The sequence below is a fragment of the Jiangella alkaliphila genome (assembly GCF_900105925.1).
In the GTDB taxonomy this organism is placed as follows: domain Bacteria; phylum Actinomycetota; class Actinomycetes; order Jiangellales; family Jiangellaceae; genus Jiangella; species Jiangella alkaliphila.
In genome coordinates, this window is record NZ_LT629791.1 from 4,574,932 (window position 1) to 4,599,840 (window position 24,909).

At 73.2% G+C, this 24,909-nt stretch carries 27 protein-coding genes and 1 pseudogene; 20 read left to right on the top strand and 8 right to left on the bottom strand.

Annotation, left to right across the window (positions count from 1 at the left end; genetic code table 11):
* The first annotated feature begins 23 nt into the window (after positions 1-23).
* Complete coding sequence (locus tag BLV05_RS20885) at positions 24-1,190, top strand: hypothetical protein (RefSeq protein WP_046768451.1); 1,167 nt, start codon at positions 24-26, stop codon at positions 1,188-1,190.
* Here the strand turns inward: BLV05_RS20885 and BLV05_RS20890 are convergent.
* The 3 genes from BLV05_RS20890 to BLV05_RS20900 are packed head-to-tail and all read right to left on the bottom strand — an operon-like array spanning position 1,141 to position 2,878.
* Positions 1,141-1,668: a hypothetical protein gene (locus BLV05_RS20890; RefSeq protein WP_046768450.1), complete on the bottom strand. Its 528-nt coding sequence runs from the start codon at positions 1,666-1,668 to the stop codon at positions 1,141-1,143. The two genes, BLV05_RS20885 and BLV05_RS20890, sit on opposite strands and share 50 nt — an antisense overlap.
* Positions 1,665-2,252, bottom strand: coding sequence for a hypothetical protein (locus BLV05_RS20895; RefSeq protein WP_046768449.1), 588 nt, complete (start codon positions 2,250-2,252; stop codon positions 1,665-1,667). Before BLV05_RS20895 ends, BLV05_RS20890 begins: the two co-directional genes overlap by 4 nt.
* Positions 2,252-2,878, bottom strand: coding sequence for a hypothetical protein (locus BLV05_RS20900; RefSeq protein WP_152690713.1), 627 nt, complete (start codon positions 2,876-2,878; stop codon positions 2,252-2,254). Before BLV05_RS20900 ends, BLV05_RS20895 begins: the two co-directional genes overlap by 1 nt.
* Positions 2,879-2,920: 42 nt before the next feature.
* Here BLV05_RS20900 and BLV05_RS20905 point away from each other — a divergent pair, with 42 nt between their 5' ends.
* The 11 genes from BLV05_RS20905 to BLV05_RS20960 all read left to right on the top strand — a co-directional run bounded on the left by BLV05_RS20905 (position 2,921) and on the right by BLV05_RS20960 (position 12,754).
* Positions 2,921-3,937 (top strand): Gfo/Idh/MocA family protein, encoded by a 1,017-nt coding sequence (locus tag BLV05_RS20905; RefSeq protein WP_046768447.1) that lies wholly within the window; start codon positions 2,921-2,923, stop codon positions 3,935-3,937.
* 5 nt (positions 3,938-3,942) lie between these two features.
* On the top strand, positions 3,943-4,515 hold the full coding sequence (locus BLV05_RS20910) for a GNAT family N-acetyltransferase (RefSeq protein WP_046768570.1): 573 nt from the start codon (positions 3,943-3,945) through the stop codon (positions 4,513-4,515).
* Between the two features lie 36 nt (positions 4,516-4,551).
* Complete coding sequence (dop, locus tag BLV05_RS20915; protein ID WP_172860681.1) at positions 4,552-6,063, top strand: depupylase/deamidase Dop; 1,512 nt, start codon at positions 4,552-4,554, stop codon at positions 6,061-6,063.
* A gap of 188 nt (positions 6,064-6,251) precedes the next feature.
* Positions 6,252-6,461, top strand: a complete 210-nt coding sequence (locus BLV05_RS20920) for a ubiquitin-like protein Pup (protein WP_046768445.1) — start codon at positions 6,252-6,254, stop codon at positions 6,459-6,461.
* Complete coding sequence (gene prcB, locus BLV05_RS20925; protein WP_046768444.1) at positions 6,462-7,304, top strand: proteasome subunit beta; 843 nt, start codon at positions 6,462-6,464, stop codon at positions 7,302-7,304.
* A 65-nt stretch (positions 7,305-7,369) separates the two neighbouring features.
* On the top strand, positions 7,370-8,104 hold the full coding sequence (prcA, locus tag BLV05_RS20930) for a proteasome subunit alpha (RefSeq protein WP_231948866.1): 735 nt from the start codon (positions 7,370-7,372) through the stop codon (positions 8,102-8,104).
* A 9-nt stretch (positions 8,105-8,113) separates the two neighbouring features.
* Positions 8,114-9,475, top strand: a complete 1,362-nt coding sequence (gene pafA, locus BLV05_RS20935; RefSeq protein ID WP_046768442.1) for a Pup--protein ligase — start codon at positions 8,114-8,116, stop codon at positions 9,473-9,475.
* Between the two features lie 112 nt (positions 9,476-9,587).
* A complete protein-coding gene (locus BLV05_RS20940) occupies positions 9,588-10,697 on the top strand; it encodes an FKBP-type peptidyl-prolyl cis-trans isomerase (protein WP_152690712.1) in 1,110 nt (369 codons plus the stop codon).
* On the top strand, positions 10,697-11,056 hold the full coding sequence (locus tag BLV05_RS20945; RefSeq protein WP_046768441.1) for an FKBP-type peptidyl-prolyl cis-trans isomerase: 360 nt from the start codon (positions 10,697-10,699) through the stop codon (positions 11,054-11,056). The genes BLV05_RS20940 and BLV05_RS20945 overlap by 1 nt, the downstream gene beginning before the upstream one ends.
* 97 nt (positions 11,057-11,153) lie before the next feature.
* On the top strand, positions 11,154-11,669 hold the full coding sequence (locus BLV05_RS20950) for a SigE family RNA polymerase sigma factor (protein ID WP_197683231.1): 516 nt from the start codon (positions 11,154-11,156) through the stop codon (positions 11,667-11,669).
* Positions 11,666-12,754 (top strand): hypothetical protein, encoded by a 1,089-nt coding sequence (locus BLV05_RS20960; protein ID WP_046768440.1) that lies wholly within the window; start codon positions 11,666-11,668, stop codon positions 12,752-12,754. Before BLV05_RS20950 ends, BLV05_RS20960 begins: the two co-directional genes overlap by 4 nt.
* 45 nt (positions 12,755-12,799) lie before the next feature.
* On the opposite strand, the gene BLV05_RS20965 is transcribed toward BLV05_RS20960, so the two are convergent.
* Positions 12,800-13,888, bottom strand: a complete 1,089-nt coding sequence (locus BLV05_RS20965) for a DUF3866 family protein (protein ID WP_082155182.1) — start codon at positions 13,886-13,888, stop codon at positions 12,800-12,802.
* A gap of 54 nt (positions 13,889-13,942) precedes the next feature.
* Here BLV05_RS20965 and BLV05_RS20970 point away from each other — a divergent pair, with 54 nt between their 5' ends.
* From BLV05_RS20970 to BLV05_RS38690, 8 genes and pseudogenes are all read left to right on the top strand, one after another.
* Complete coding sequence (locus BLV05_RS20970) at positions 13,943-14,917, top strand: helix-turn-helix transcriptional regulator (protein ID WP_197683233.1); 975 nt, start codon at positions 13,943-13,945, stop codon at positions 14,915-14,917.
* Positions 14,914-15,981, top strand: coding sequence for a helix-turn-helix transcriptional regulator (locus BLV05_RS20975; RefSeq protein ID WP_197683234.1), 1,068 nt, complete (start codon positions 14,914-14,916; stop codon positions 15,979-15,981). The genes BLV05_RS20970 and BLV05_RS20975 overlap by 4 nt, the downstream gene beginning before the upstream one ends.
* Before the next feature lie 136 nt (positions 15,982-16,117).
* Positions 16,118-16,291 (top strand): hypothetical protein, encoded by a 174-nt coding sequence (locus tag BLV05_RS20980; RefSeq protein ID WP_157524279.1) that lies wholly within the window; start codon positions 16,118-16,120, stop codon positions 16,289-16,291.
* An 85-nt stretch (positions 16,292-16,376) separates the two neighbouring features.
* A complete protein-coding gene (gene tatA, locus BLV05_RS20985; RefSeq protein WP_046768437.1) occupies positions 16,377-16,673 on the top strand; it encodes a Sec-independent protein translocase subunit TatA in 297 nt (98 codons plus the stop codon).
* Between the two features lie 29 nt (positions 16,674-16,702).
* A complete protein-coding gene (gene tatC, locus BLV05_RS20990) occupies positions 16,703-17,572 on the top strand; it encodes a twin-arginine translocase subunit TatC (protein ID WP_082155181.1) in 870 nt (289 codons plus the stop codon).
* Positions 17,553-18,452, top strand: coding sequence for a diacylglycerol kinase (locus tag BLV05_RS20995; protein ID WP_046768436.1), 900 nt, complete (start codon positions 17,553-17,555; stop codon positions 18,450-18,452). Before tatC ends, BLV05_RS20995 begins: the two co-directional genes overlap by 20 nt.
* A 4-nt stretch (positions 18,453-18,456) precedes the next feature.
* Positions 18,457-21,231 (top strand): DEAD/DEAH box helicase, encoded by a 2,775-nt coding sequence (locus BLV05_RS21000; RefSeq protein WP_046768435.1) that lies wholly within the window; start codon positions 18,457-18,459, stop codon positions 21,229-21,231.
* 10 nt (positions 21,232-21,241) lie between these two features.
* A pseudogene (locus BLV05_RS38690) lies at positions 21,242-22,226 on the top strand (NAD-dependent epimerase/dehydratase family protein).
* Positions 22,227-22,319: 93 nt separating this feature from the next.
* On the opposite strand, the gene BLV05_RS21010 reads toward BLV05_RS38690, so the two are convergent.
* The 4 genes from BLV05_RS21010 to BLV05_RS21025 are packed head-to-tail and all read right to left on the bottom strand — an operon-like array spanning position 22,320 to position 24,874.
* On the bottom strand, positions 22,320-23,294 hold the full coding sequence (locus BLV05_RS21010) for a nitroreductase/quinone reductase family protein (protein ID WP_331245870.1): 975 nt from the start codon (positions 23,292-23,294) through the stop codon (positions 22,320-22,322).
* Positions 23,295-23,525 carry a hypothetical protein gene (locus BLV05_RS35925; RefSeq protein WP_046768433.1) on the bottom strand — a complete coding sequence of 77 codons (231 nt, stop codon included), beginning with the start codon at positions 23,523-23,525 and terminating at the stop codon, positions 23,295-23,297.
* Positions 23,526-23,537: 12 nt separating this feature from the next.
* Positions 23,538-23,885: a hypothetical protein gene (locus BLV05_RS21020; protein WP_046768432.1), complete on the bottom strand. Its 348-nt coding sequence runs from the start codon at positions 23,883-23,885 to the stop codon at positions 23,538-23,540.
* A 59-nt stretch (positions 23,886-23,944) separates the two neighbouring features.
* Entirely contained in the window at positions 23,945-24,874 is a 930-nt protein-coding gene (locus BLV05_RS21025) for a 5'-3' exonuclease (RefSeq protein WP_046768431.1), read from the bottom strand.
* Positions 24,875-24,909 lie beyond the last annotated feature (35 nt).

Sequence of the window (24,909 nt, forward strand, 5' to 3'; positions counted from 1 at the left end):
TCGCCCTGGCGGCGGCCGGCCTGGTGGCCCGCGAGTACACGCTCGACGCCGCGGTGTGGGCGGGCCGGCACTCGGCGGTGCTCGGCCTGCTGGTGCTGGCGCTGGTGCCGCTCGGCGCCATGCTGGTCACCGTCGCGATGCTGCTGGTCATGCGGCCGTCGACGGTGCCGCCGGGGCGCCGGGTGCGGACGGTGTTCGCCGTCCTGGGCAGCCTCATCGTCCCGTTCCTCGTCGTCTACGAGCACTACGGCACGTTCGCCGAGGACCAGCGGCAGTACTACAACCAGGCCGCGCACGACGCCGCCGAGCTGGCCGCCGCGACCGGCGAGGTCACCGACCGGGTCCCGGCCGGCGCGTCGGCGGCGGTGCTCGGGACGGCGCTCGGCGCGCTGGCGCTGCGGTCGGTGGCCGGGCGGCTGTCGCGCGGGCGGCCCCGGACGTCAGGGCGGCGCACGGTGCTGCAGGTACTGGCCGGCTACTGCGACGTCGTCTGGATCGTGCTCGGCGTCTTCGTCGTCACGCTGGCCACGCGCGAGGGCCGCGAGTGGTGGTCCGGGCGGGTCGTCACGGACCGGCTGGAGCGCTGGTGGACGGAGCTGACGGACCGGTTCGAGCTGCTCGACCGGCTCGCCGCCGGACTCGTGCCGACGACGGACCTGCTGGTCGCGGGGGTGTTCACGGGCCTGGTGGTGCCGATCTCGTGGCTGGCGTTCGGGACCATCGTGTACGGGACGCAGCCGGCCGAGGCGGTCGCGCCGGTGGCCGGCCGGGTCTCCGTCCGGCTGAGCGCCCGCGTGGGCGAGCAGAACCTCGCCCGGGCCTGGCGGGCCGGCCTGGACGGCGAACGCCGGTTCGGGCCGCTGGCCGCCGGGCTGGCGATGATCTGGCGGTCCGGCTGGTCGTCGGCGCTGCTGTTCTGCCTGGCCTACGTCGTGGTCGGGCTGAGCGGGCAGCTCGTCTGGGGCGTCGCGCGGCTGGCGGTCGGACCGGCACCCGTGCTCGACTGGACGGCGCTGGCCGGCCCGCTGGACGCCGTGGCGACGATGCTGGTCCAGGTGCTGTCGGCGGCGCTGCTGGCGGCCGCGGCGGACGCGCTGGTCAGGCAGCTTCCCGCGGCGCCTGAGCCGGAGGGGGCGCCGGTCACGGCACCGGCAGCGCCCAGTACTCCGGCAGCAGCTCCAGCGCACTGACGCGCACGGCGTCCGGCTCGGCGCCGCCGGGCAGCAGGAAGTACACGACCCCGCCGCCCTCCGGGCCGCCGCACTCGACGCCGACCGACTCGTCCTCGTAGGACGGCAGGTGGCGCGACCCGGCCGTGTACCGGTTCCCGTCGGCGTCCTGCAGCTGTGCGGTGCAGGCCAGCGGCTCGTCCCGGTCGCCGTCGGCGGCCAGTTCCGCGCGCCAGACGGCGTACCCGTCCGGAGGCGGATCGTCCGGCAGCTCGTCCGCGGGGCCGAACGCGGCCAGCCGCAATGACACGTCGCCCACCGTCGCCCAGCCGTCCCCGGAGCTGGAGTCGCCGGAGCCGCCGGGGGAGACGGGGACGTGCTCGCCGCGCGGCCACCACAGGTCGCGGGCCGCCTCCGAACCGGGCCAGGCCAGCCCGGCCAGCGCCACCACCATGACCGGCAGCGCGACCCGGTTGCGTCGCCACCACGCCGCGCTCATCCGGCCTCCGCCGCGTTCGCCAGCTCACGGGAGCGGGGCGTGAGCGGCTCGTCCGCCGCCTCGTCCACCCGCAGCGCCAGCTCGGCCTCGGCCCGTGGCACCGTCCGGCCGGGAGCGTCCGGGCTGATCACCAGCGTGAGCCGGCCGAGCGCGTCGGACGGCAGCTCGAACACGACCTCGCCGCGCTCGGGGACCAGCGGGTCGAACGGGCCGCCGACCATCGGGTTGGTCGCACGGGCGGACGCCGCGTACTCGCGGCCGCGCCGGTCGCGCAGCGCCATGCCGGAGATGGCGGCCGGCCGGTCCAGCGCCGCCGCCGTGACGTCGACGGCGACCCAGACGCCCTCGCTGCCGAGGTCGTCCAGCCCGTCGGCCAGCACCGTCGCGGCGCGGGCGCCGTGCACCGTCACTTGGACGGGCTCGACGACGACCGGCTCGCCCACCGTCGCCTCGGTGACGAACGGCCGGGTCTCCGGCCACCAGGTGTCCGCCCGGGAGGCGACGGCGCCGGCCGCGACCACGACGGCGGTCATCGCCACCAGTCCGGCCCGGGACGGCCGCCGCACGCGCCGGTGCCGCGCCATCACAGCTCGTCCTCCGGGTTCTCGGCGATCGCGTCGCCGGTGGAGTCGTCGCGGGGCAGCGTCGTGTGCGCCGCGACGCCGTCGGGCCGCCACACCCGGCTGGCGTCGATGGTGCTGTCGTCCAGCCGGGACCGCAGGTACGACAGGTCCAGCTCGTCGCCCGGGTCGGCGTCGTCGCCGACCGGCCACAGCAGCGCCACGCGAGCCGGCAGGCCGGGCTGCAGCTGCGGCCCGGACGCGCCGTCGCTGAGCAGCACGACGCGGTCCGGCTCGGTCTCCAGCCGCAGCTCCGGCGGCAGCCGCAGCGCCGCCTGCGGGAACGTCGTCGTGGCGTCGGTGAGCGCGGTGACCTCGGCCTCGACGATCAGCCAGGCGGCGGCGCCGGAGTACTCCAGGCCGCTCGTGGCGACGTCGTCGCGGATCGTCCAGCTCTGCGCCGCCAGCCGGACCGGCCCGACGTCGACGGCGTCGCCCGCCGCGACCCGCGCGGGGGCCGGCTCCGACGCTGTCCCGAACCCGCCGGTCAGCGCGGTGACCAGCACGGCGACCGCAAGGATCAGCCAGGCGGCGCGGCGCGGCCAGGTGCCGGCGAGTGCTGCTGCGGCGGCGCGGGCGGACGGTGGCATCGCCCGGATCATACGAGAACCGGGCCGCGTAGGGTGCACCACATGAGCACCTCGCAGCGCCCGATCGGCTGGGGCGTCGTCGCCACGGGCGCCATCGCGCACAACGTCGCCGGCGACCTGCGCCAGCTCGAGGACAGCCGGTTGGCCGCCGTCAGCTCGCGCCGCCTGGACCGCGCCGAGGCGTTCGCCCGCGAGCTCGGCGTCGAGCGCGCCTACCACGACGTCCGCGCGCTGGTCGACGACCCCGCCGTCGACGTCGTCTACGTCGCCACCCCGCACGCCCAGCACGGGCCCGTCGTCGAGCTGGCCCTCGACGCGGGCAAGGCGGTGCTGTGCGAGAAGGCGTTCACGACGTCGCTGGCCGACACCACGCGGCTGGCCGAGCTGGCCCGCGAGCGCGGCGTGTTCTGCATGGAGGCCATGTGGACGCGGTTCAACCCGCTGATCGTGCAGCTGCGGCAGCTGGTCGCCGACGGCGCGATCGGCGACGTCCGCGCGGTGTCGGCCGACCTCGGGTTCGTCGCGCCGGCCGACCGCACCGACCGGCTGTGGGACCCGGCGCTCGGCGGCGGCGTGCTGCTCGACGTCGGCATCTACCCGGTCGCGTTCGCGCAGATGCTGCTCGGCGCGCCGTCCGCGCTCACCGTCACCGGCACGCTGAACGAGCAGGGCGTCGACAACGAGGCCGGGCTGTTCCTCACCTGGCCCGACGGCGTCCGGGCCCACCTCGACGTGTCGCTGGTGTCGCCGATCCCCGGATCCGCGCTGGTCATGGGAACGACGGGGCGCATCGAAGTGCCGCCGCGGTTCCACGCCGCCACGTCCATGCGGCTGGTGCACGCGCCGGCCCGCGGCGTCGAGGAGACGCAGACGTTCGAGTGGGAGAAGGAGGGCCGCGGCTACGTGCCGATGCTGCGCGCCGTCGCCCAGGCCGTCCGCGAAGGGCGGACCGAGTGCCCGGAGATGCCGCTGGCGCACACCGTCGAGATCGCCGACATCCTGGAGCAGGCGCTGGCCGGGCTGGGCGTCCGGTATCCGGAGCCCGCGCCGCTGGGGTGAGCGCCGTGCGGGTCGAGCCGCTCACCGAGGCGCTGTGGCCGGCGTTCGAGGACCTCATGTCCGACAGCGGGGGACCGGCGGCGCGCTGCTGGTGCATGGCCTGGCGCGTCGGGCCGTCGTACCGGCACCGTTCCGCGGCCGAGAATCGCTCCGATTTCCAGGCGGTGGTCGCGGCCGGTCCGCCGCCCGGGTTGCTGGCCTTCTCCGACGCCGACGACGGCCGTGCCGTCGGCTGGTGCCAGGTGACGCCGCGGTCCGCCGTCCCGGCGCTGGAGCGGCCCTGGCGGGTGCGTCCGGTCGACGACGTCCCCGTCTGGGCCATCACATGCTTCTACATCCGCAAGGGGCACCGGCGGCAGGGCGTGACGTCGGCGCTGATCTCGGCCGCGGTGGAGTTCGCGCGCGAAGCCGGCGCTTCTGCCGTCGAGGCGTACCCGCTGGACGGCGCCGTCTCGCCCAGCTCCACCAGCACCGGGTACGCGTCGACGTTCCTGCGGGCCGGCTTCCGTGAGGTCGCGCGGCGGTCGCCGGAGCGGCTAGACATGAGGAGACTGACGTCAGACCCAGCGGTCGGCTGACACCGCCTCACGCGGCTGCTGCCGTAGGCTCGTTGCATGAGTGCGCGGCGCATCATGGGAATCGAGACCGAGTACGGCATCTCGGTGCCCAGCAACCCGGCGGCCAACTCCATGCTGGCGTCGTCGCAGGTGGTCAACGGCTATGCGGCGCAGCGTGCGCACGCGCGGCGGGCGCGGTGGGACTTCGAGGAGGAGAACCCGCTGCGCGACGCCCGCGGGTTCGAGCTCTCCCGCGGTGGCGCCGACCCCAGCCAGCTCACCGACGAGGAGATCGGGCTGGCCAATCTCATCCTCACCAACGGCGCCCGGCTCTACGTCGACCACGCCCACCCCGAGTACTCCTCGCCCGAGGTCACCTCGCCGCGCGACGCCGTCATCTGGGACAAGGCCGGCGAGGCCATCATGGGCGTCGCGGCGCAGTGGGCCGGCCGGCTGCCCGGCGCGCAGCCCATCCAGCTGTACAAGAACAACGTCGACAACAAGGGCGCCTCGTACGGCTGCCACGAGAACTACCTGATGAACCGGTCGACGCCGTTCGCCGACATCGTCCGTTACCTCATCCCGTTCTTCGTGTCGCGGCAGGTCGTGACCGGCGCCGGGCGCATCGGCATCGGCCAGGACGGCGGCGGGCACGGCTTCCAGATCTCCCAGCGCGCCGACTACTTCGAGGTCGAGGTCGGGCTCGAGACCACGCTCAAGCGGCCGATCATCAACACCCGCGACGAGCCGCACGCCGACCCCGAGCGCTACCGCCGCCTGCACGTCATCCTCGGTGACGCCAACCTGTCCGAGATCTCGACCTACCTCAAGCTGGGGACGACCGCGCTCGTCCTGGCCATGATCGAGGACGGCTTCCTCGGCGGCGACCTCGCGGTGTCCCGGCCGGTCGGCGCGCTGCACGACATCTCGCACGACCCCACGCTCCAGCACCAGGTCGAGCTCGCCGACGGCCGCCGCCTCACCGCCGTCCAGCTGCAGACCGAGTACGCCGAGCAGGCCCGCAAGTTCGTCGAGGACCGCTACGGCGCCGACGTCGACCCCGTCACCGCCGACGTCCTGGCCCGGTGGGAGACCACCCTGCAGGCGCTGGCGACCGACCCCATGTCGCTGTCCGACCAGCTCGACTGGGTGGCCAAGCTGTCGCTGCTGAACCAGTACCGCGACCGCGACGGCATGGACTGGAGCCACCCGAAGCTGCACCTCATCGACCTCCAGTACGCCGACATCCGGCCCGAGCGCGGGCTGTACCGGCGGCTGGTGGCGAAGGGCCGCATGCAGCGCATCGTCACCGACCAGCAGATCGACGACGCCGTCCACTACCCGCCCGAGGACACCCGGGCGTACTTCCGCGGCCGTTGCCTCGACAAGTACGCCGAGTCGATCGCGGCGGCCTCCTGGGACTCGGTGATCTTCGACCTCCCCGGCCGCGAGGCGCTGCAGCGCGTCCCCACCCTCGACCCGAGCCGCGGCACCAAAGCCCACGTCGGCGACCTGCTGGACCAGTGCGAGACCGCCATGGACCTGGTCAGCGCGCTGACGTCCCGCTGACCGCCTGCCTCCCATGATCATCAACCTTTTGTGTCGTCATAGCAGCTCAAAAGGTTGATGATCATGGCGGCGTCGGTTGCGCTGTCGGCGTAAGAAGAAAATCTTCGGCCCGATCAGGCCTCCCGGGGCGGCAAGATGTCACCACTCCTGGATAGGGTCGTTCCAAGGCGACCAGGTGGAGGTTGGCGATGGCGCGTGAGACGACCGGCGGTCACAAGCAGCCGCGGAAGAACGAGGACGTCGAGGACACCGAGGCGACCGAGGCGAGCGAGGAGCTCAAGGAGCGGCAGGACAAGATCGACGACGACGTCGACTCCATCCTCGACGAGATCGACGAGGTGCTGGAGGAGAACGCCGAGGACTTCGTCCGGTCGTTCGTGCAGAAGGGTGGAGAGTAAGTGGTTGATGTCTCGCGTATCGGCAGCCTGCCGGCGGAGTTCCTGAATCCGGGGACGTCGTCGTTCACCGAGTTCCTGCGGCAGTACTCGCCCGAGTTGTTGCCGGGGAACCGCGTTCCGGCGGGCGCCGATCTGGGTGGGCTCACCCCGCACGCCACCACGCTGGTGGCCACCACGTTCGTGGGCGGGGTCGTCATGGCCGGCGACCGGCGAGCCACCATGGGCAGCATGATCGCCCAGCGCGACATCCAGAAGGTGTTCCAGGCCGACGAGTACTCCGCGGTCGGCATGGCCGGCGCGGCGGGCCTGGGCCTCGAGCTGATCCGGTTGTTCCAGCTCGAGTTGGAACATTACGAGAAGATCGAGGGCACCGTGCTGTCCCTCGAGGGCAAGGCCAACCGGTTGTCGCACATGATCCGCGGCAACCTCGGCATGGCCATGCAGGGCCTGGCCGTGGTGCCGCTGTTCGCGGGCTACGACCAGGGCACCGGCCAGGGCCGCATCTTCTCCTACGACGTCACCGGCGGCCGCTACGAGGAGCACCAGTTCTTCTCCGTCGGCTCGGGCTCGGTATTCGCCCGGGGCGCGCTGAAGAAGCTCTACCGCGACGATTTCTCGGCCGACGACGCCATCGCGGTCACGGTCCAGGCGCTGTACGACGCCGCCGACGACGACTCCGCGACCGGCGGGCCGGACCTGCAGCGGCGCATCTTCCCGATCGTCGCGGTGGTCGACGAGACCGGCTACCGGCAGCGCGACGAGCAGGCCGTGGCGCAGATCGTCGAAGAGGTCGTCGCCGGCCGCGACATCCGGCCCGACGGCCCCGTCGCGCCACTGCGCTGACCACGGCCAACGGCTCACGGTCACCCCAGCACCCCAGCAACGCAGGAGAGGAATCGTCGGTGTCGATGCAGTTCGGATACGTCTCGCCCGAGCAGATCATGAAGGACCGGGCCGACTACGCCCGCAAGGGCATCGCCCGCGGCCGGTCGGTCATCGTGATCCAGTACGCGGGCGGCATCCTGTTCGCCGCCGAGAGCCCGTCGCCGTCGCTGCACAAGATCAGTGAGATCTACGACCGCATCGCGTTCGCCGCGGTCGGCAAGTACAACGAGTTCGAGAACCTCCGCCAGGCCGGGGTGCGGCTGGCCGACCTGCGCGGCTACTCCTACGACCGCGTCGACGTGTCCGGGCGGGCGCTGGCCAACGTGTACGCGCAGACGCTGGGGACGATTTTCACCCAGGACCCGAAGCCGTACGAGGTCGAGCTGGTGGTGGCCGAGGTCGGGCACACCCTCGAGACCGACCAGATCTACCGCATCACCTACGACGGCTCGGTCGCCGCCGACAGCGGCTACTCCGTCATGGGCGGCGCCGCCGAGCAGGTCGGCCGCTACGTCAGCGAGCACTTCACCGCGGGTGCGTCGCTCGAGGGCTCGCTGCGGCTGGCCGTCGACGCGCTGGGCCGCGACACCGACGAGCCGCGGTCGCTGGCGCCGTCGTCGCTCGAGGTCGCCGTGCTCGACCGCGAGCGGCCGCGGCGCACGTTCCGCCGGCTCACTGGGCCGGTCCTGGACTCGTTGCTCGACCGTGGCGGTTCCGAGACCTCCGCGCAGGGCGATTCCGAGGGCTCGGGCGACTAGGCTCGAACCATGGATCGCCGCATCTTCGGTCTCGAGAACGAGTACGGCGTCACGTGCACGTTCCGCGGGCAGCGGCGGCTGTCACCCGACGAGGTCGCCCGCTACCTGTTCCGCCGGGTCGTCACGTGGGGTCGCAGCAGCAACGTCTTCCTGTCCAACGGCGCGCGGCTGTACCTCGACGTCGGCAGCCACCCCGAGTACGCGACGCCCGAGTGCGACAGCATCACCGACCTCGTCACCCACGACAAGGCCGGCGAGCGGGTCCTCGAGGGCCTGCTGGTCGACGCCGAGAAACGGCTGGCCGAAGAGGGCATCGCCGGTGACGTCTACCTGTTCAAGAACAACACCGACTCCGCCGGCAACTCCTACGGCTGCCACGAGAACTACCTGGTCGGACGGCACGGCGAGTTCTCCCGGCTGGCCGACATCCTCATCCCGTTCCTGGTCACCCGGCAGATGATCTGCGGCGCCGGCAAGGTGCTGCAGACGCCGCGGGGCGCCGTGTTCGCCGTCAGCCAGCGGGCCGAGCACATCTGGGAGGGCGTCTCCAGCGCCACCACCCGCAGCCGGCCGATCATCAACACCCGTGACGAGCCGCACGCCGACGCCGAGCGGTACCGCCGCCTGCACGTCATCGTCGGCGACTCCAACATGAACGAGTGCACGACACTGCTCAAGGTCGGCGCCACCGACCTCGTGCTGCGCATGATCGAGGCCGGTGTCGGCCTGCGCGACATGACGCTGGAGAACCCGATCCGGGCCATCCGCGAGATCAGCCACGACCTCACCGGCCGGCGCAAGGTCCGGCTGGCCGGCGGCCGCGAGGCGTCCGCGCTGGAGATCCAGGAGGAGTACTTCACCAAGGCCCGCGACTTCGTCGAGCGCCGCGAGCTGGCCACGCCGGCCATTCAGCGGGTGCTCGAACTGTGGGAGCGCACCATCAAGGCCATCGACTCCGCCGACCTCTCGCTGGTCGAGGGCGAGATCGACTGGGTGACGAAGTACCGCCTGATCGAGCGCTACCGCGCCAAGCACAACATGACACTGACGCACCCCCGGGTCGCGCAGCTCGACCTCGCCTACCACGACATCCACCGCGGCCGCGGCCTGTACTACCTGCTGGAGAAGCGCGGCCAGGTGCAGCGGGTGGCCCGCGACGTCGAGATCTTCGAGGCCAAGTCGGTGCCGCCGCAGACGACCCGCGCCAAGCTTCGCGGCGAGTTCATCAAGCGGGCCCAGGAGCGGCGCCGCGACTTCACCGTCGACTGGGTGCACCTGAAGCTGAACGACCAGGCGCAACGTACGGTGTTGTGCAAGGACCCGTTCCGCTCCGTCGACGAACGGGTGGCCCGCCTCATCGAGGGCATGTGAGCGTAAGCTGCCAGCCGCAGCCCGTTCAGGTAGTTCTCAGGTGCAGCGCTTAGGGTTGCCGTTTTGGACGGAACTCCAGACAGCCCGCGAAGAGATGAAGGACTAGTTCACCGTGCGCAGACGACAGGCACTGGCCGCTCTGATCGTGTCAACCGCCCTCGCGCTCTCCGCTTGCGGGAGCGACGACGACGGCGGCGACGGCGACACCGCCTCGACTGACCTGGGCGTCGAGGTCTCCGGCGCGCCGGGCGAGAAGCCGACCCTCACCATCCCCGACGAGGACCCGCCGGAGGACCTGCAGATCGAGGTCCTCGACGAGGGCGACGGCGCCGAGGTCGGCGAGAACGACGTCGTGGTCGCCAACTATCTCGGCCAGACGTGGGTGCCGCGGCCACCGGCCTCGGAGCTCCCGCCCGAGGACCCGGCCGCCACCGAGCCGCCGGCCGAGGACCCCGCGGCCACCGAGCCGCCGGCCGACGCTCCCGCTGAGACGACGCCCCCGGCTGAGGGCGACGTCGGCGGCGTCACCACCGAGGACACCGCCAGCGCCGACCCGTCGGCCGACTCCGGCGAGGCCGAGCCGTACGTCTTCGACAACTCCTACGACCGCGGCAGCGCGGCGAGCTTCTCGCTGAACCAGGTCATCCCGGGCTGGAAGGACGGGCTCGCCGGCCAGCGCGTCGGCTCGCGCGTCCTGCTGTCGATCCCGCCCGACCAGGGCTACGGCACCCAGGAGGGCCACGACCTGCAGAACGACACGCTGGTCTTCGTGGTCGAGATCGTCGACTCCGTCGACCCCACCGCGTCCGCGTCCGGTGAGCCCGTCGCCGACCTCCCCGCGGGCCTCCCTGTCGTCACCGACGGCGAGGAGGGCGCGGCGCCGACGCTCGACTTCGCGGCCGCGACGCCGCCGGAGGCGTCCGACTCCACGCTGGTCGTCACCGGTGACGGTGAGGAGCTGGGCCCGAACCTCGTGGTCAACATGGTGCAGGCGTCCTACCCCGACGGCGCCGACGTCATCACCACCTGGGACGAGGGCCAGGCGCCGCTGACGCTGGCCGCCGAGCAGCTGGCCGGCATCCCCGGCCTGGCCGAGGCGCTCACCGGCGCCAGCGTGGGCAGCCGCGTCGTCAGCCGCATCTCCGCGGTCGACAACGCCAACCCCGACGGCACCGAGGGCCTGCCGCTGGTGCTGGTCATCGACGTCATCGGGAGCTACTGATGGAACGACCCGAGATCGACTTCGTCGGCGGCGAGGCTCCGGCGGACCTCCAGATCAGCGACCTCACCGTCGGCGACGGCGCCGAGGCCGCCCCGGGCGCGACCGTCCTCGTCCACTACGCGGGCGTGGAGTTCGAGACCGGCGAAGAGTTCGACGCCTCGTGGAACCGCGGCGCGCCGATCGAGTTCCCGCTGCAGGGCCTGATCAAGGGCTGGCAGGACGGCATCCCCGGCATGCGCGTGGGCGGCCGCCGCCAGCTGGTCGTCCCGCCCGACCAGGCCTATGGCCCGGCCGGCGGCGGCCACCGGCTGTCGGGCAAGACGCTGGTCTTCGTGATCGACCTGCTGGACGTCAAGTAGCGGCAGTGCCTCTGTGGACTCCCGTCACCCGGCCATGGGTGGCGGGAGTTCGCGCGTTCCGGGCAACCTTCCCGGCGGCCGTGGTGTCAGGAGGGGTGTGCGCAACGACGGGTTCGACGAGTTCGTAGCCAGGTGGTCCGGGCGGATGCTCCGCTCTGCCTACCTGCTGACAGGGGATCGGGGCCTCGCCGAGGACCTGGTCCAGGACGTGTACGAGCGGCTCTACGTGGCCTGGCCACGGGTCGTCGACCCGGCGGCGTACGCGCACCGGGCGCTGACCCGGCAGGCGATGAACCGCTGGCGGACGCGGTCGCGGCGGCCTGTGGAGGCCGCCCTGGGCGCGGAACACGACCCGCCGGACCACCGCGCCGACGCCACCGAGGCGCTGAACGAGCGCGCCGTCGTGGTGTCCGCGCTGCGGACGCTGCCGGCGCGGCAGCGGGCGGTGGTGGTGCTGCGGTTCTTCGCCGACCTCTCGGAGGCCGACACAGCGGCAGCCATGGGCTGCTCCGTCGGCACCGTGAAGAGCCAGACGTCGCGCGCGCTGGCCCGGCTGCGAACGGCGCTGCCGGCCATCGACGACACCCGAGTCCCTTCCGAGGAGAGGTCATGACCCACGACGAGAACGCCCTGCGCGCGGCCCTGACGGCAGCGACGGTGTCGGTGGACCCGGGGGCCGATGTGGTCCGCCGCGCCCGCGACGGCGGTCGCCGGCGGCTGCGCAGACACCGTGTCCAGGTGGGAGCGGCCTCGGTCCTGACGGCGGCGGCCGTGGTCTCCGGCGTGGTGCCACTGCTCGGCGGCGGCTCTGGCGGCGAGAGTACGGCGCCCCAGCCCGCCGCGCCGCCGGTGGCGTCGGGCCTGCCGACCGGGGTCGGCGAGGACTGCGAGGATCTGCCCGCCTATGGCCACCAGATCACCGTGGCGGAGCTGCCGGACACGGTCCGGCTGCTGTGGCCGGACGACGGGCAGCTGGACGTCGACGAAGCCTGGCCGCGGATGGAGACCGGCCCGTGCGGCGGCAACGGCGAGCTGAGTCTGGCCGGCGTGGACGACGACGGCGTCATCGAGCGGCTGGCGGTCGTGTTCGGCCCGGGGCCCGCCGACGCCGCGGCCGGGACCGCGCCGGGCACGCTGGTGCCCGGGCCGGAGGACGGGGAAGCGGGCGGCATCGACCTCGCCTGGCTGCTGCCGGACGGGCAGCAGCTGCGGGTCCAGGCGAACGGCTTCACCCGGGCGGAGCTGGAGGACCTGGCGGCCGTGGCCACCTTGCAGGACGGCGTGGTCGACCTGGGCGGCTGGCCGGAGCAGGCCGGGATCGAGTATGTCGGCGAGTCCGCGCCCGCGCGGTCGACCCACTATGGCTGGGACGTCGCGGGCCCGCAGGGGTCGCTCAGCGTTCAGATGGCGTCGGGCGGCATCTACGGCTGGGCACTGGTCGGCGACCGGATCGTCGACAACGACGGCCGACCGGCCGTGCTGCGCGGCACGGACCGCGTGGTGTGGTCGCCGGAGCCCGGGGTGATCGCGTCGCTCACCGTCGCAGAAGGGCTGGATCCGCTGGACGTCGCAGCCACCGTCGGCACGGTGCCGGCCGACGACCCACGGGTGGTCGACGCCGCCACCCCCGATCCGGCCGAGCCCTCGTTGGGGCCGGTGGAGACCCCGTCGGCATCGGAGGGTACGCCGACGCCGTAGCTCCACCCCACGGCTGAGCCGTCGTCTCCGGTCGGAGGCGGCGGCTCAGCCGTCGTGCTTGAGCAGGGCGCCGGCGTGCCGCCCGGCGGCGGCCGCGGCCACGAAGTAGGCGGTGTCGTCGGCCAGGCCGCGGCCCATCGTCGACAGCGAGACGGGGGCCGCGGCCAGCGCGTCCTCCAGCCCGTCGACAGGCACGGACACGACGTTGTGCCGGTTGCCCAGGCGGGCCGCCTGGGTGCGGACCTTCTCGCCGAACTCGCCGGGCAGGTCCGGGACGACGATGTCGGCCGGCGCCAGCGCGACCCGGCCGTACGCCGTCAGGCTGTGGTGCGACACGCCGTGGTGCCGGGCCCGCGGGTCGGCCGAGCTGACCCGCAGCGACCCGATCGGCCGCCCGCCCAGGACCACCGCCGCGTTGACCGCCTCGCCGCACGCGACGCCGGAGAACCCCCAGCGGGTGCCGGTGCCGAGGTTGCCCGGCCCCTGCGTCACGACAGCGACGTCGGCCTCCAGGACGTGCTTGGCGGCCAGCAGGGCGGTGTGCAGCGTCACAGCCTCCAGGTCGCCGCCGAACGCCTGCCCGGCGGTGATCGTCCCGGCCAGCCAGCCGGCTTCGCGCAGTGCCGCCGCGGTCTTGCTGAACCACAGCGGCAGCGCGCCGCCGTCGGTCATGACGTACGCCACCCGCACCTCGCCCGGGAACGACGCCGCGGTCGTCAGCCCGGCCAGGATCGCCGGCAGCGCCGAGTGCAGGTCGGCCGTCACGACCGGCAACCCCTCGAGGTCGTCGGCCTCGCGCAACAGCTCGTGCCACTCGGAGTCCTGCTCGTCGACGCCCAGGACGGTGGCCTGCAGCGGCGTGTAGCGGGCCTTGACCAGGTGCCCGGGGCCGGCCGGGGGGTCCGGCGGCAGCTGGTTCGGCACCGCCACGACCAGCGCGTATCCGCCGGTGCCCAGGCCCATGGCCAGCGCCGTGGTGTTGAGCACGACGATCTCGCCCGGACGTGGCCGCCCGACCAGGTGGTCGTACGCCAGGGCGCGCACCTGCTCGCCGTCGACCTCGACACGCAACTGCGTGGCGCCGGGCCAGGAGGCGTCTACTGTTTTCACAACACCGTTTCGCCAGCGAATCACGCGTTGAGACTAGCTATTGGCTAGTCTCGCGCTGGCAAGGGATTGGGGGTAGGCGTGTCGCAGGCGGCCAAGAGCGAGCGGCTGATGAACCTCGTCATCTGTTTGCTCGTCGCGCGCGGGTACGTGCCGAAGAGCCGGATCCGCGAGGTGGTCGGCGGATACGGCGACCAGAGCGACGATGCCTTCGAGCGCATGTTCGAGCGCGACAAGGAGGAGCTGCGCGAGGTCGGCATCCCCATCGAGACCGGCGGTTTCGACCCGCTCGGCGACGAGGAGCCCGGCTACCGCATCCTGCGGCACGAGTTCGAGCTGCCCGAGATCCGCCTCGAGTCCGACGAGGCCGCCGTCGTCGGGCTGGCCGCCCGGGTCTGGCAGCACACCTACCTGTCCGAGGCGTCCAGCAACGCCGTCCTCAAGCTGCAGGCGGTCGGCGTCGAGGCCGACACCGGGTCGCTGGGCGCCGTCGAGCCGCGGGTCGGGGGAGAGGAGCCGGCGTTCTGGCCGCTCTGGGAGGCCGTCCGCGACCGCCGCCCGGTCGCCTTCGAGCACCGCAAGAGCTCCACGTCCGAGCCGCTGCTGCGGCACCTGCAGCCGTGGAGCGTGCTGTCCTGGCACGGCCGCTGGTACGTCGTCGGCCTCGACACCGATCGCGAGGCGGCCCGGATGTTCCGCATGTCGCGCGTCGTCGGCGACGTCCGGCCCGACGGCGCCGCCGGCGGCTACGAGGTCCCGGCCCCCGAGACGGTCCGCGAGGCGGCCGCCAGCCTCGCGCCGCCGGAGCGTTCGCCCGTCCTGCACGCGCTCATCCGGGTCCGGCACGGCAGCGGGCACGGCCTGCGCCGGCGCGCTACGTTCGTAGCGACGGACGCGATGAGCGGATGGGACGAGGTGACGGTGCCCTACACGAGCAACCAGGCGCTGGCCGAAGAGCTGGTCAGCCACGGCGCCGACGTCGTCGCCCAGGAGCCGGTGGAGCTGCGCGACGCCGTCGTCGAGCGGCTGCGCGCCATCCTGGCGGTGCCGGCGTGACCCCTCCGGCGAAGAAGGCCGTGGCGAAGAAGAGCGCGGCGAAGAAGACCGCCCGGAAGCGGGCGGCCGCGAAGACCGCGCCGCCCGCTCGCCGCGCCGACAGCGCTCAGGCGCAGGTCACTCGGCTGCTGTCGATGCTGCCGTATCTGCGTTCGCACCCCAGCACGAAGGTCTCCGAGGTGGCGGCGCTGTTCGGGGTCACCGAGCGGCAGATCATCCGCGACCTTCAGGTGCTGTGGTTCTCCGGCCTTCCCGGCCTGCAGATGGGCGACTACATCGAGGTCGACATGGAGGCGGTCGAGGGCGAGGGCATCATCAGCGTCTCCAACGCCGACTACCTCGCCCGGCCGTTGCGGCTGCGCACCGACGAGGCGGTCGCGCTGATCGTCGCGCTGCGCACGCTGGCATCGGTGCCGGGGACGTTCGAGCGCGGCGCCGTCGAGCGGGCCATCACGAAGCTCGAGAACGCCGCCGGCGAGGCCGCCCAGCAGGCCGCCGCCGTGCAGGTGCAGGTCGACGGCGACGCAGTCGCCGACGTCGCGGCAACCATCCGGGGCGCGCTGGACGACAAGAACCGCCTGCACCTGTCCTACTGGGTGCCCGCCCGCGACGAGGCCACCGAGCGCGACGTCGACCCCATGCGGCTGGTCGTGGTCGACGGCCGGCTCTACCTGGAGGGCTGGTGCCACCGCGCCGAGTCGGTGCGGCTGTTCCGGCTCGACCGCGTGCTCGACGTCAAGGAGCTCGACGTCCCGGCCCAGGTGCCCAGCGAGGCACGTCCCCGCGACCTCGACGGCGGCCTGTTCCAGCCGTCTCCCGATGACGAGTTGGTGACATTCGAGCTGACTCCGGCCGGCCGGTGGGTGGCCGACTACTACCCGTACGAGTCCGCCGAGGAGCTGCCCGGAAGCGCCCTGCTGCTGCGGTTGCGCGCCCGCGACCGCTCCTGGGTGCGACGGCTCGCGCTGCGGCTGGGCAGCACCGGCCGGGTGGTCGCGCCGGCCGAGCTGTCTGCCGAGGTCACCGCGGCGGCCCGCGACGCGCTGGCCGCGTACGAGGGGTAGTGTCAAACCCCGTGGAGGGCCGTGCACACCGGCGGCGACTGGGGGCCGGAGGCTCCCACGAGTCGTTGGTCCAGGCCTGGAGCCGAATGGAGCGAGTTAGCATGACGTGCATGGCCCGACACATCGGATGTCGTTGATGTCCGCACTTGCCGTCTGGCTGTTCGTCGCACTGGCCCTCGCGCTGGTGCTGGCGATCGTGCTCGTCGTGCGGGCGGCGTGGGTGCTCCTGCGCAAGCTCGGGGGCCTGGGCCGGGAGATGAACGCTCTGCAAGACGACCTTGACGAAACCGTGGGTTCGAGGTTGAAGTAGTCTCCGGCACGCGAAACGGCATGCCAGGCCCGCCCGGTACGGGGGGTACCATCGACGGGACGTCCCCGTCAGGAAGAGGTCGACCATGGGTAGCATCGGCACCTGGCAACTCGTCATCGTCTTGGCCATCGTGTTCCTGCTGTTCGGGGCCAAGCGACTGCCTGATGCCGCGCGAGGGCTGGGCCGGTCGCTGAAGATCTTCAAGACCGAGACCGAGGGCCTGATCAACAAGGACGACAAGCGCGACGACCTCACCGGCGAGGGCGCCCCGCAGGCGCAGCAGCCGGCTCCCCGCGCGGTCGAGCCGCAGGCGACGCCGCAGCAGCCGGCCGCTCCGCAGCAGCCGGCCGATCCGGCGAGCGACCAGCGCCGCGACGCCTGACGAACACGCAGTAGACCGACGTGGCGACTGTGATCGGCAGTCGGGGTAAGGGCTCCAAGCCGGAGCGCGACCCCGAGGGCCGCATGACCCTCACCGAGCACCTGCGCGAACTGCGCAATCGCGTGGTCAAGGCCTCGATCGCGGTGGTGGCGTTCGGCATCCTCGGGTTCGTCTTCCGCGACCCCATCATCGACGCCCTGGTCGACCCGTTCATGGACGCGGCGGGGGCGAGCGGGCAGGAAGCCAACCTCAACCTGCGCGAGATGATGGACCCGCTGGTGGTCCCGCTGCAGATCGCGATGCTGACCGGCCTGGTGCTCGGCGCGCCGGTGTGGATCTACCAGCTGTGGGCGTTCGTCACCCCCGCGCTGTACCGCAACGAGAAGAAGTGGGCGCTGGCGGTCATCGGCGCGGCGGTCCCGATGTTCGGCCTGGGCGTGGTTCTCGCGATCTGGCTGATGCCCCGGGCGATGGAGTTCCTGCTGAGCTTCACGCCGATGGAGTTCACGAACATCGTCGACTTCCGCAGCTACCTGTCCTTCACCATCCGGCTGGTGCTGGTCTTCGGCATCGGCTTCCTGCTGCCCGTGTTCGTCGTGCTGCTCAACGCCGTCGGCGTGCTGCGGCACGAGACGCTCGGGGCTGCGCGGCGCTGGGTCATCGTCGGTATCTTCGCTTTCGGCGCGGTCGCCACCCCGACCGGCGACCCGCTCTCGCTGATGGTGCTGTCCGTCCCGATGTGGCTGCTGTTCGAGGTCGCGGTGCTGGTCTGCCGCTTCATGGACAAGCGTCGCGACCGCGTCGCCGGCAGCGGGCTGGCCGACGACGAGGCCACCCCTGACGAGATGCTCGACGACCTCGGCCGCGTCGACGACGACGATGACGACCGCCGGCGATGAGGTCGCCCTCCTGATCAACCCGTCGGCCGGCCGTGGGCGTGGCGCCCGGGCCGGCCGGCGTGCGGCCCACCGGCTGGCCGAGGCGGGCCTGACGCTGCGTCAGCTGGCCGGCCGCGACGTCCGTGAGGCGGCCGACCTCGCCCGCGAGAGCGTCGAGGAAGGCGTCCGTGCGCTCGTCGTGGTCGGCGGCGACGGCATGGTCCACCTGGGCCTGCAGGCCGTCGCCGGCTCCGGCACGCCGTTCGGCGTGATCCCGGCCGGCACCGGCAACGACTTCGCCCGCGCGCTCGGCCTGCCGCTGCGCGACGCCGACGCCGCCGCTGACGTCGTCGCCGCCGGTCACCTGCGCGAGGTCGACCTCGGCCGCACCGACGGCCAGTGGTTCGCCGGTGTCGTCGCCGCCGGGTTCGACGCCAAGGTGAACGACCGCGTCAACCGTATGCGGTGGCCGAAGGGGCCGCGCCGCTACGACCTCGCCACCTTCGCCGAGCTGGGCGTCTTCACGCCGATCCCGTACCACCTGGAGCTCGACGGCGAGGTGCTCGACCTCGAGGCGATGCTGATCGCCGTCGGCAACATCCCGTCCTACGGCGGCGGGCTGCGCATCACGCCCGGCGCCGAGCTCGACGACGGCGTGTTCGACGTCGTCGTGGTGGCGCCGGTCAGCCGGGCGACGCTGGTCCGGGCGTTCCGCCGGGTCAAGCACGGCACCCACACCGTGTATCCGTTCGTCACGGTGCACCGGGCCGCCCGGGTCAAGCTCGACGCGCCCGGCATCACCGCCTACGTCGACGGCGAGCGGCTCGGCCCGCTGCCGCGCACGTTCGACGTCGTACCGCGAGCCCAGCAGGTGTACGCCCCGGTGGCCGGGTTACCGTAGCCCCATGAGTTCGCCGGCGGAACGGTACGCGGCAGCACACCAGCGGCAACGCGATCCGTCCCCGCAGCTCCAGGCCTTCCAGGCCGGGTACGGGTTCCAGCTCGACGACTTCCAGTTGCGCGCCTGCCGCAGCGTCGAGGCCGGCCGCGGCGTGCTGGTGGCGGCGCCGACGGGTGCCGGCAAGACGCTCGTCGGCGAGTTCGCCGTGCACCTGGCCCTCGAGGAGGGCCGCAAGTGCTTCTACACGACGCCGATCAAGGCGCTGTCGAACCAGAAGTACCACGACCTCGTCGAGCGCTACGGCGAGGACAAGGTCGGCCTTCTCACCGGTGACAACACCGTGAACGGTGAGGCGCCCGTGGTCGTCATGACCACCGAAGTGCTGCGGAACATGCTCTACGCCGGCTCCACGACGCTGCACGGGCTGAGCTACGTCGTCATGGACGAGGTGCACTACCTCGCCGACCGGTTCCGCGGCGCCGTCTGGGAGGAAGTGATCATCAACCTCCCCGAGTCGGTGAGCGTCATCTCGCTGTCGGCCACCGTCTCCAACGCCGAGGAGTTCGGCGACTGGCTCACCACCGTCCGCGGCGACACCGACGTCGTCGTCGAGGAGAAGCGGCCGGTGCCGCTGTGGCAGCACGTCATGGTCGGGTCGCGGCTGTACGACCTGTTCGGGCAGGGCGAGGCCGACGGCGAGGGCCGCCGGGTGGTCAGCCCCGAACTGGTCCGGGCCGGGCGCGACGACCTCCGCAGCTCCCGGCCCGGCGGACGTGCGGGCCGCGGCGGGCGACCGCCACGCCGTCCCCGCGGCACGTACACGCCGGGCCGGGTCGAGGTGCTGGAGAAGCTCGACGCCGCCGGGCTGCTGCCGGCCATCGTGTTCGTGTTCAGCCGGGCCGGCTGCGAGGCGGCCGTGCAGCAGTGCCTGAGCTCCGGCGTGCGGCTGACGTCGCCGGACGAGCGGCAGGAGATCCGCGAGCTGATCGAGGAACGCACCTCCGGCATCCCCGAGGGCGACCTGCACGTGCTCGGCTACCACGAGTGGTCCGAGGGCCTGGAGCGCGGCATCGCGGCCCACCACGCGGGCATGCTGCCGACGTTCAAGGAGGTCGTCGAGGAGCTGTTCGTCCGCGGGCTGATCCGGGTCGTCTTCGCCACCGAGACGCTGGCGCTGGGCATCAACATGCCGGCCCGCACCGTCGTGCTGGAGCGGCTGGTCAAGTGGAACGGCGAGACCCACGCCGACGTCACGCCGGGGGAGTACACCCAGCTCACCGGGCGGGCCGGGCGGCGCGGCATCGACATCGAGGGGCACGCCGTCGTGCTGTGGCAGCCCGGGTTCGACCCCACAGGCGTCGCCGGCCTGGCGTCGACGCGGACGTTCCCGCTGCGCTCGTCCTTCCGGCCGTCCTACAACATGGCCGTCAACCTGGTCGGACGGGTCGGCCGCGGCCCGTCGCGGGAGATCCTGGAATCGTCGTTCGCCCAGTTCCAGGCCGACCGCGCCGTCGTCGGCCTGGCCCGCCAGGTGCGCCGCGCCGAGGAGGCGCTCGACGGCTACCACGAGGCGATGACCTGCGACAAGGGCGACTTCGAGGAGTACGCCCGGCTGCGCCAGTCGATCAAGGACCGCGAGACTCAGCTGGCCCGCGAGGGCACCGCGCAGCGCCGGGCGGCGTCGGCGGCGGCGCTGGAGAAGCTCCGTCCGGGCGACGTCATCCGGGTGCCGACCGGCAAGTTCGCCGGGCTGGCCGTCGTGCTCGACCCCGGCATGCCCGGCGGCCGGCCGCACACTGGCGGGCCGCACGGCGGCGACGGGCCGCGCCCGACGGTGCTGACCGAGGGCCGGCAGGTGCGCCGGCTGTCGCTGATCGACTTCCCGAGCGCGGTCGAGCCGCTGGCTAAGCTGCGCATCCCGCGCTCGTTCAACCCGCGGGTCCCAGCGGCGCGGCGCGACCTCGCGGCGTCGCTGCGGGCCAAGGCGCCCGATGAGCCAGGCCGGCAGTACAACGGGCGGCGGCGCGGCCGGTCCGCCGCGGCCGACGACGAGGAACTGGCCCGCCTGCGCCGCGAGCTGCGCGACCACCCGTGCCACCGCTGCCCGGACCGCGACGAGCACGCCCGCTGGGCCGAGCGCTGGCTGCGGCTGCGGCGCGAGGCCGACCAGCTGCAGCGGCGGGTCGAGTCGCGCACCAACACCGTCGCGCGGCAGTTCGACCGCGTCTGCCGGGTGCTGGAGGACCTCGACTACCTGTCCGGCGACGACGTCACGCCGTCCGGCAGGCGGCTGGCCCGGCTCTACGGCGAGCTGGACCTGCTGGCGGCCGAGTGCATCCGCCGCGACGTGTGGGCCGGCCTGGACCCGGCCGAGCTGGCCGCCGCCGTCGCCGCCCTGACCTACGAGTCGCGGCAGCCCGACGACGCCGTGCCGCCGCGGCTGCCGCCAGGTCCGGTCCGCGAGGTGCTGGCCGAGATGGTGCGGCTGTGGGGCGACCTCGACCACGTCGAGTCCACCCACCGGCTGGACTTCCTGCGCGAGCCCGACCTCGGCTTCACCCACGCCGCCTGGCGCTGGGCCAGCGGGCACCCGTTGGACTCCGTCCTGCGCGACGCCGAGCTGGCCGCCGGCGACTTCGTCCGGGCCGTCCGGCAACTGCTGGACCTGCTCGACCAGGTCGCCGACGCCGCGTCCGGCACGCCGCTGCGCGAGACCGCGCGGCTGGCGGCGGGTGCGCTGCGGCGTGGCGTGGTGGCGTACGCGACGCTGTCGGGCTGAGGAGACCTGGATGCGGCTGCTGGTGCTGGGCGGGTCCGGGTTCGCCGGGCGCGCGGTCGTCGACGAGGCGCTGGCGCGCGGCTGGGACGTGACGACGTTCAACCGCGGCCTGCGCGGGCCGGCCGCTGACGGCGTCGAGTCGTTGCGCGGCGACCGGCTGTCCCCGTCGTCGCTGTCCGCCGTGCTGGGCGGTGCGCGTGAGTGGGACGCCGTCGTCGACACCTGGTCGGGCGTGCCGCGGGCGGTCCGCGACAGCGCCGGGTTGCTGGCCGGGCGGGTGGGGACGTACGCGTACGTGTCCAGCCGGTCGGTGTACCGGCCTCCGGTCGCGCCGGGCGCCGACGAGTCCGCGGCGGTGCTTAGGTCATCACCCTCCGCGGAGGACGGGGACTACGGCGAGCAGAAGGCCGGCGGCGAGCTGGCCGCGGTGGGCGCGTTCGGCGACGCCGCGCTGATCGCCCGGGCCGGCCGACCTGCCGATCCAGTACATCGACGCCCGCGACCTCGCCGCCTGGCTGGTGTCGTGCGCCGAGGCCGGGACGGGCGGCGTGTTCAACGCGGTCAGCCGGCCGGGCCACGCGACGATGGGGTCGCTGCTGTCCTCGGTGGTAGCGGTCACCGGCAGGGCGGCCACGCTGCGCTGGGTCGACCCGCCGGTGGTCCTGGCCGCAGGTGTGGAGCCGTGGACCGACCTGCCGGTGTGGATCCCGCCGGGGCACGAGTACGAGAGCTTCGGCCTGCACACCGCCGACGTCTCGCGAGCGTCGGCTGCGGGCCTGCGCCCTCGTCCGGTGGAGGAGACGGTCGCGGACACCTGGGCCTGGCTGCGCTCGATCGGCGGCGCGCCGCCGCCACAGCGGGCGGACCGCCCCGCCGTCGGCCTCGACCCGGAGGTCGAGGCCGCCATCCTGGCTGCTGCGACCACTGACCGCGATCGAGCGCCGCGTCGTCGCGGCCGCGCGCACGAAGAACCGGCATCGACGCGTTTGCAATGAGCACTCATACGCACCACCTATCGGATATCCCGGCGACGGTGCGTATGGGTGCTCATTGCAAACGGCCCGGGTCGGCCACCCACCCGGGGCGAGCTAGAGGGGCGCGCTCAGCACCGGGACTAGCTGCTGCTCCTCCCAGTCCAGGTGCGCCTCCAGCTGCTCGATCAGCGCGTCGACGTCGGCGAGGACCGCGGCGCTGTCGCCGTCGTCGTCCGAACGGACCGCCGCCTCGAGCCGGGCGAGCAACGCCGCGACGACCTCGTGCTCCGCGCGCAGGCGTTCCAGCACCGGCGCGAGCTCCGGGTTGCTGGCGGCGAGGCCGGGGAACAGGTGGGTGTCCTCGGCGGTGTGGTGGAAGTGCAGGCCGTGGCAGGCGCTCAGGCAGTTGAGCCGCAGCTGCGCGCCCAGGCGCGGGCCGGCCGCCGCGACCTCGGCCCGGACCAGCGCCAGCTCGCGCCGGAACGACTCGTGGACGGTCGTGAGGAACGCGGCGGGGGAGTCGATGCCGGGGCCGCCGGGCGGGCCGGGCACCGGCGTCAGCGCGACGACCGGCAGCCGGCGGCCGGACCCTCGCTCGTAGTCGGCCCAGCCGGGATCGGCCTCGACGGCGCGGGCGAAGACCGCCTCGCGCTCCGCCCCGTCGAGCACCACGGCGTCGGCGTCGTAGGCGAACAGGCCGTCCTCGACGTGCACCCGCGGGTGGGCGACCAGGTTGTGGAACCAGGCCGGGTGGCGGGCCGCGCCGCCGGCCGAGCCGATGACGATCAGCCGCTCGCCGTCGTCGGGCAGGTAGCCGACGGGGACGGTGTGCGGGGCGCCGGACCGGGCGCCGGTCGTGGTGAGCAGGAGCAGCCGGGCTCCTTCGAACGGTCCGCCGACCCGTCCGCGGTTCGTGCGGAACTCGTCGACGATCTGCTGGGTGTAGTCGATGATCGGTGCCTTCCTACTTCTCCGTGGGTGTCTCGCGTGCGTGGGGGAGAAGGAGGCGACGGCGGGCTGCGGGCCCGCCCGGTGATCACTCGGCGGCCGGGAAACCCGTCCGCTCGCGGCCCAAGGCCGACCCGGCAGTCACGAGGACGACCCTAACACCCGGCGGACGACGCCGGCGAAGGCGGCTGGCGCGTCGATGTACCCGTCGTGTCCGCCCGGGAACTCCACCAGCGGCGTGCCGAGCCGCTCGGCCAGCACGACGGCGCCGCGTTGCGGCAGCTCACCGGCCGAGGTCGCGCCGCCGCTGCTGCCGAGCACCGGCGCCGGATCGCTGCCGAGCGCCGTCAGCAGCCGGGCGGCGCCGTCCATCGCCCGCCGAGGTCAGCTCTGGCTGAAGTAGACCCGGGTGACGGTGTCGTCGGGGCCGAAGTCGACCATCAGCAACTCGAAGTCGATCATCGTCGGCTGGGTCGTGTACGTCCAGCTGGTGTCGGTGGGTCCGCCGCCCTCGCCGAGCAGGTCGGACGTCTCGGCGCGGGTGGCGCCGTCGAGCAGGCCGCAGTCGACGACCATGTCGGCCAGCTCGCCGCGGCGAGCGCCCTGCTCGTCGTCGGTCGGGTCCAGCTCGGACCACTCGGCGGAGTCGAAGTCGCAGCTGGACGCGTCGTCGTCGCCGGAGCAGCTGGTCACGAGCACGACCAGCGCGGCCGCCACGATGGTGGTGCGCATGGCGCTGACGCTAGCGGCGCCGGGCGAACGACAGGCGTCCGCTTGGGAACCTCCCGGCATCAGGCGGGAGCCGGGCCGAACGCGTTGAGCACCCGGTTGAGCGACGAGTCCAGGCCCCAGCGGGTGCCCAGCTCGACCAGCGCCTCCGGGTCGGCCGGCGCCGACGGCAGGGTGTCGTCGTAGTCGGGCAGCGGGACGTCGTGGCGCACCCGCACGACCTCGGGCGCGACGGCCAGGTAGTCGTGCGCGTCGGCGATCTTGCGGCGCAGCGTCGGCGACAGCTCCGCCTCCGGGTCGTCGACGGCCGCCAGCAGGCCGTCGATGGTGCCGAACCGGGTGATCAGCGTGCCGGCGGTCTTGTCGCCGACGCCGGCGACGCCGGGCAGGCCGTCGCTGGGGTCGCCGCGCAGGGTCGCGAAGTCGGCGTACGAGCGGCCCGGGATGCCGTACTTCGTAGCCACGACGGACTCGTCGACGACCTCGTGCCGGCCGACGCCGCGGGCGGTGTACAGGATGCGCACGCCGCGGGAGTCGTCGACCAGCTGGAACAGGTCGCGGTCGCCCGTGACGACGTCGACCGGGCCGGGGTCGCCCGACGCGAGCGTGCCGATGACGTCGTCGGCCTCGAAGCCCTTCACCCCGAAGTGCGCGATGCCCAGCGCCGTCAGCACGTCGAAGATGATCGGGAGCTGCGCCTCCAGCGCCGCCGGGACCTCCTCGATGTTGCGAGCCGCGTTGGCCAGCCGATGCGCCTTGTACGACGGCAGCAGCGCCACCCGGAACGGCGGGCGCCAGTCGGCGTCGAGGCAGGCCACCAGCCGGGCCGGCCGCCGGTCCGTCGTCAGGCGGGCGATGAAGTCCAGCAGGCCCCGCACCGCGTTCACCGGCGAGCCGTCGGGAGCCTTGATCGACTCGGGCACGCCGAAGAACGCGCGGAAGTACAGCGAGGCGGTGTCGAGCAGCATCAGGCGGTTCTCGGTGCCAGGCATGGGCGCCAGCCTACTGAGGCTCCACCCCGCACCGT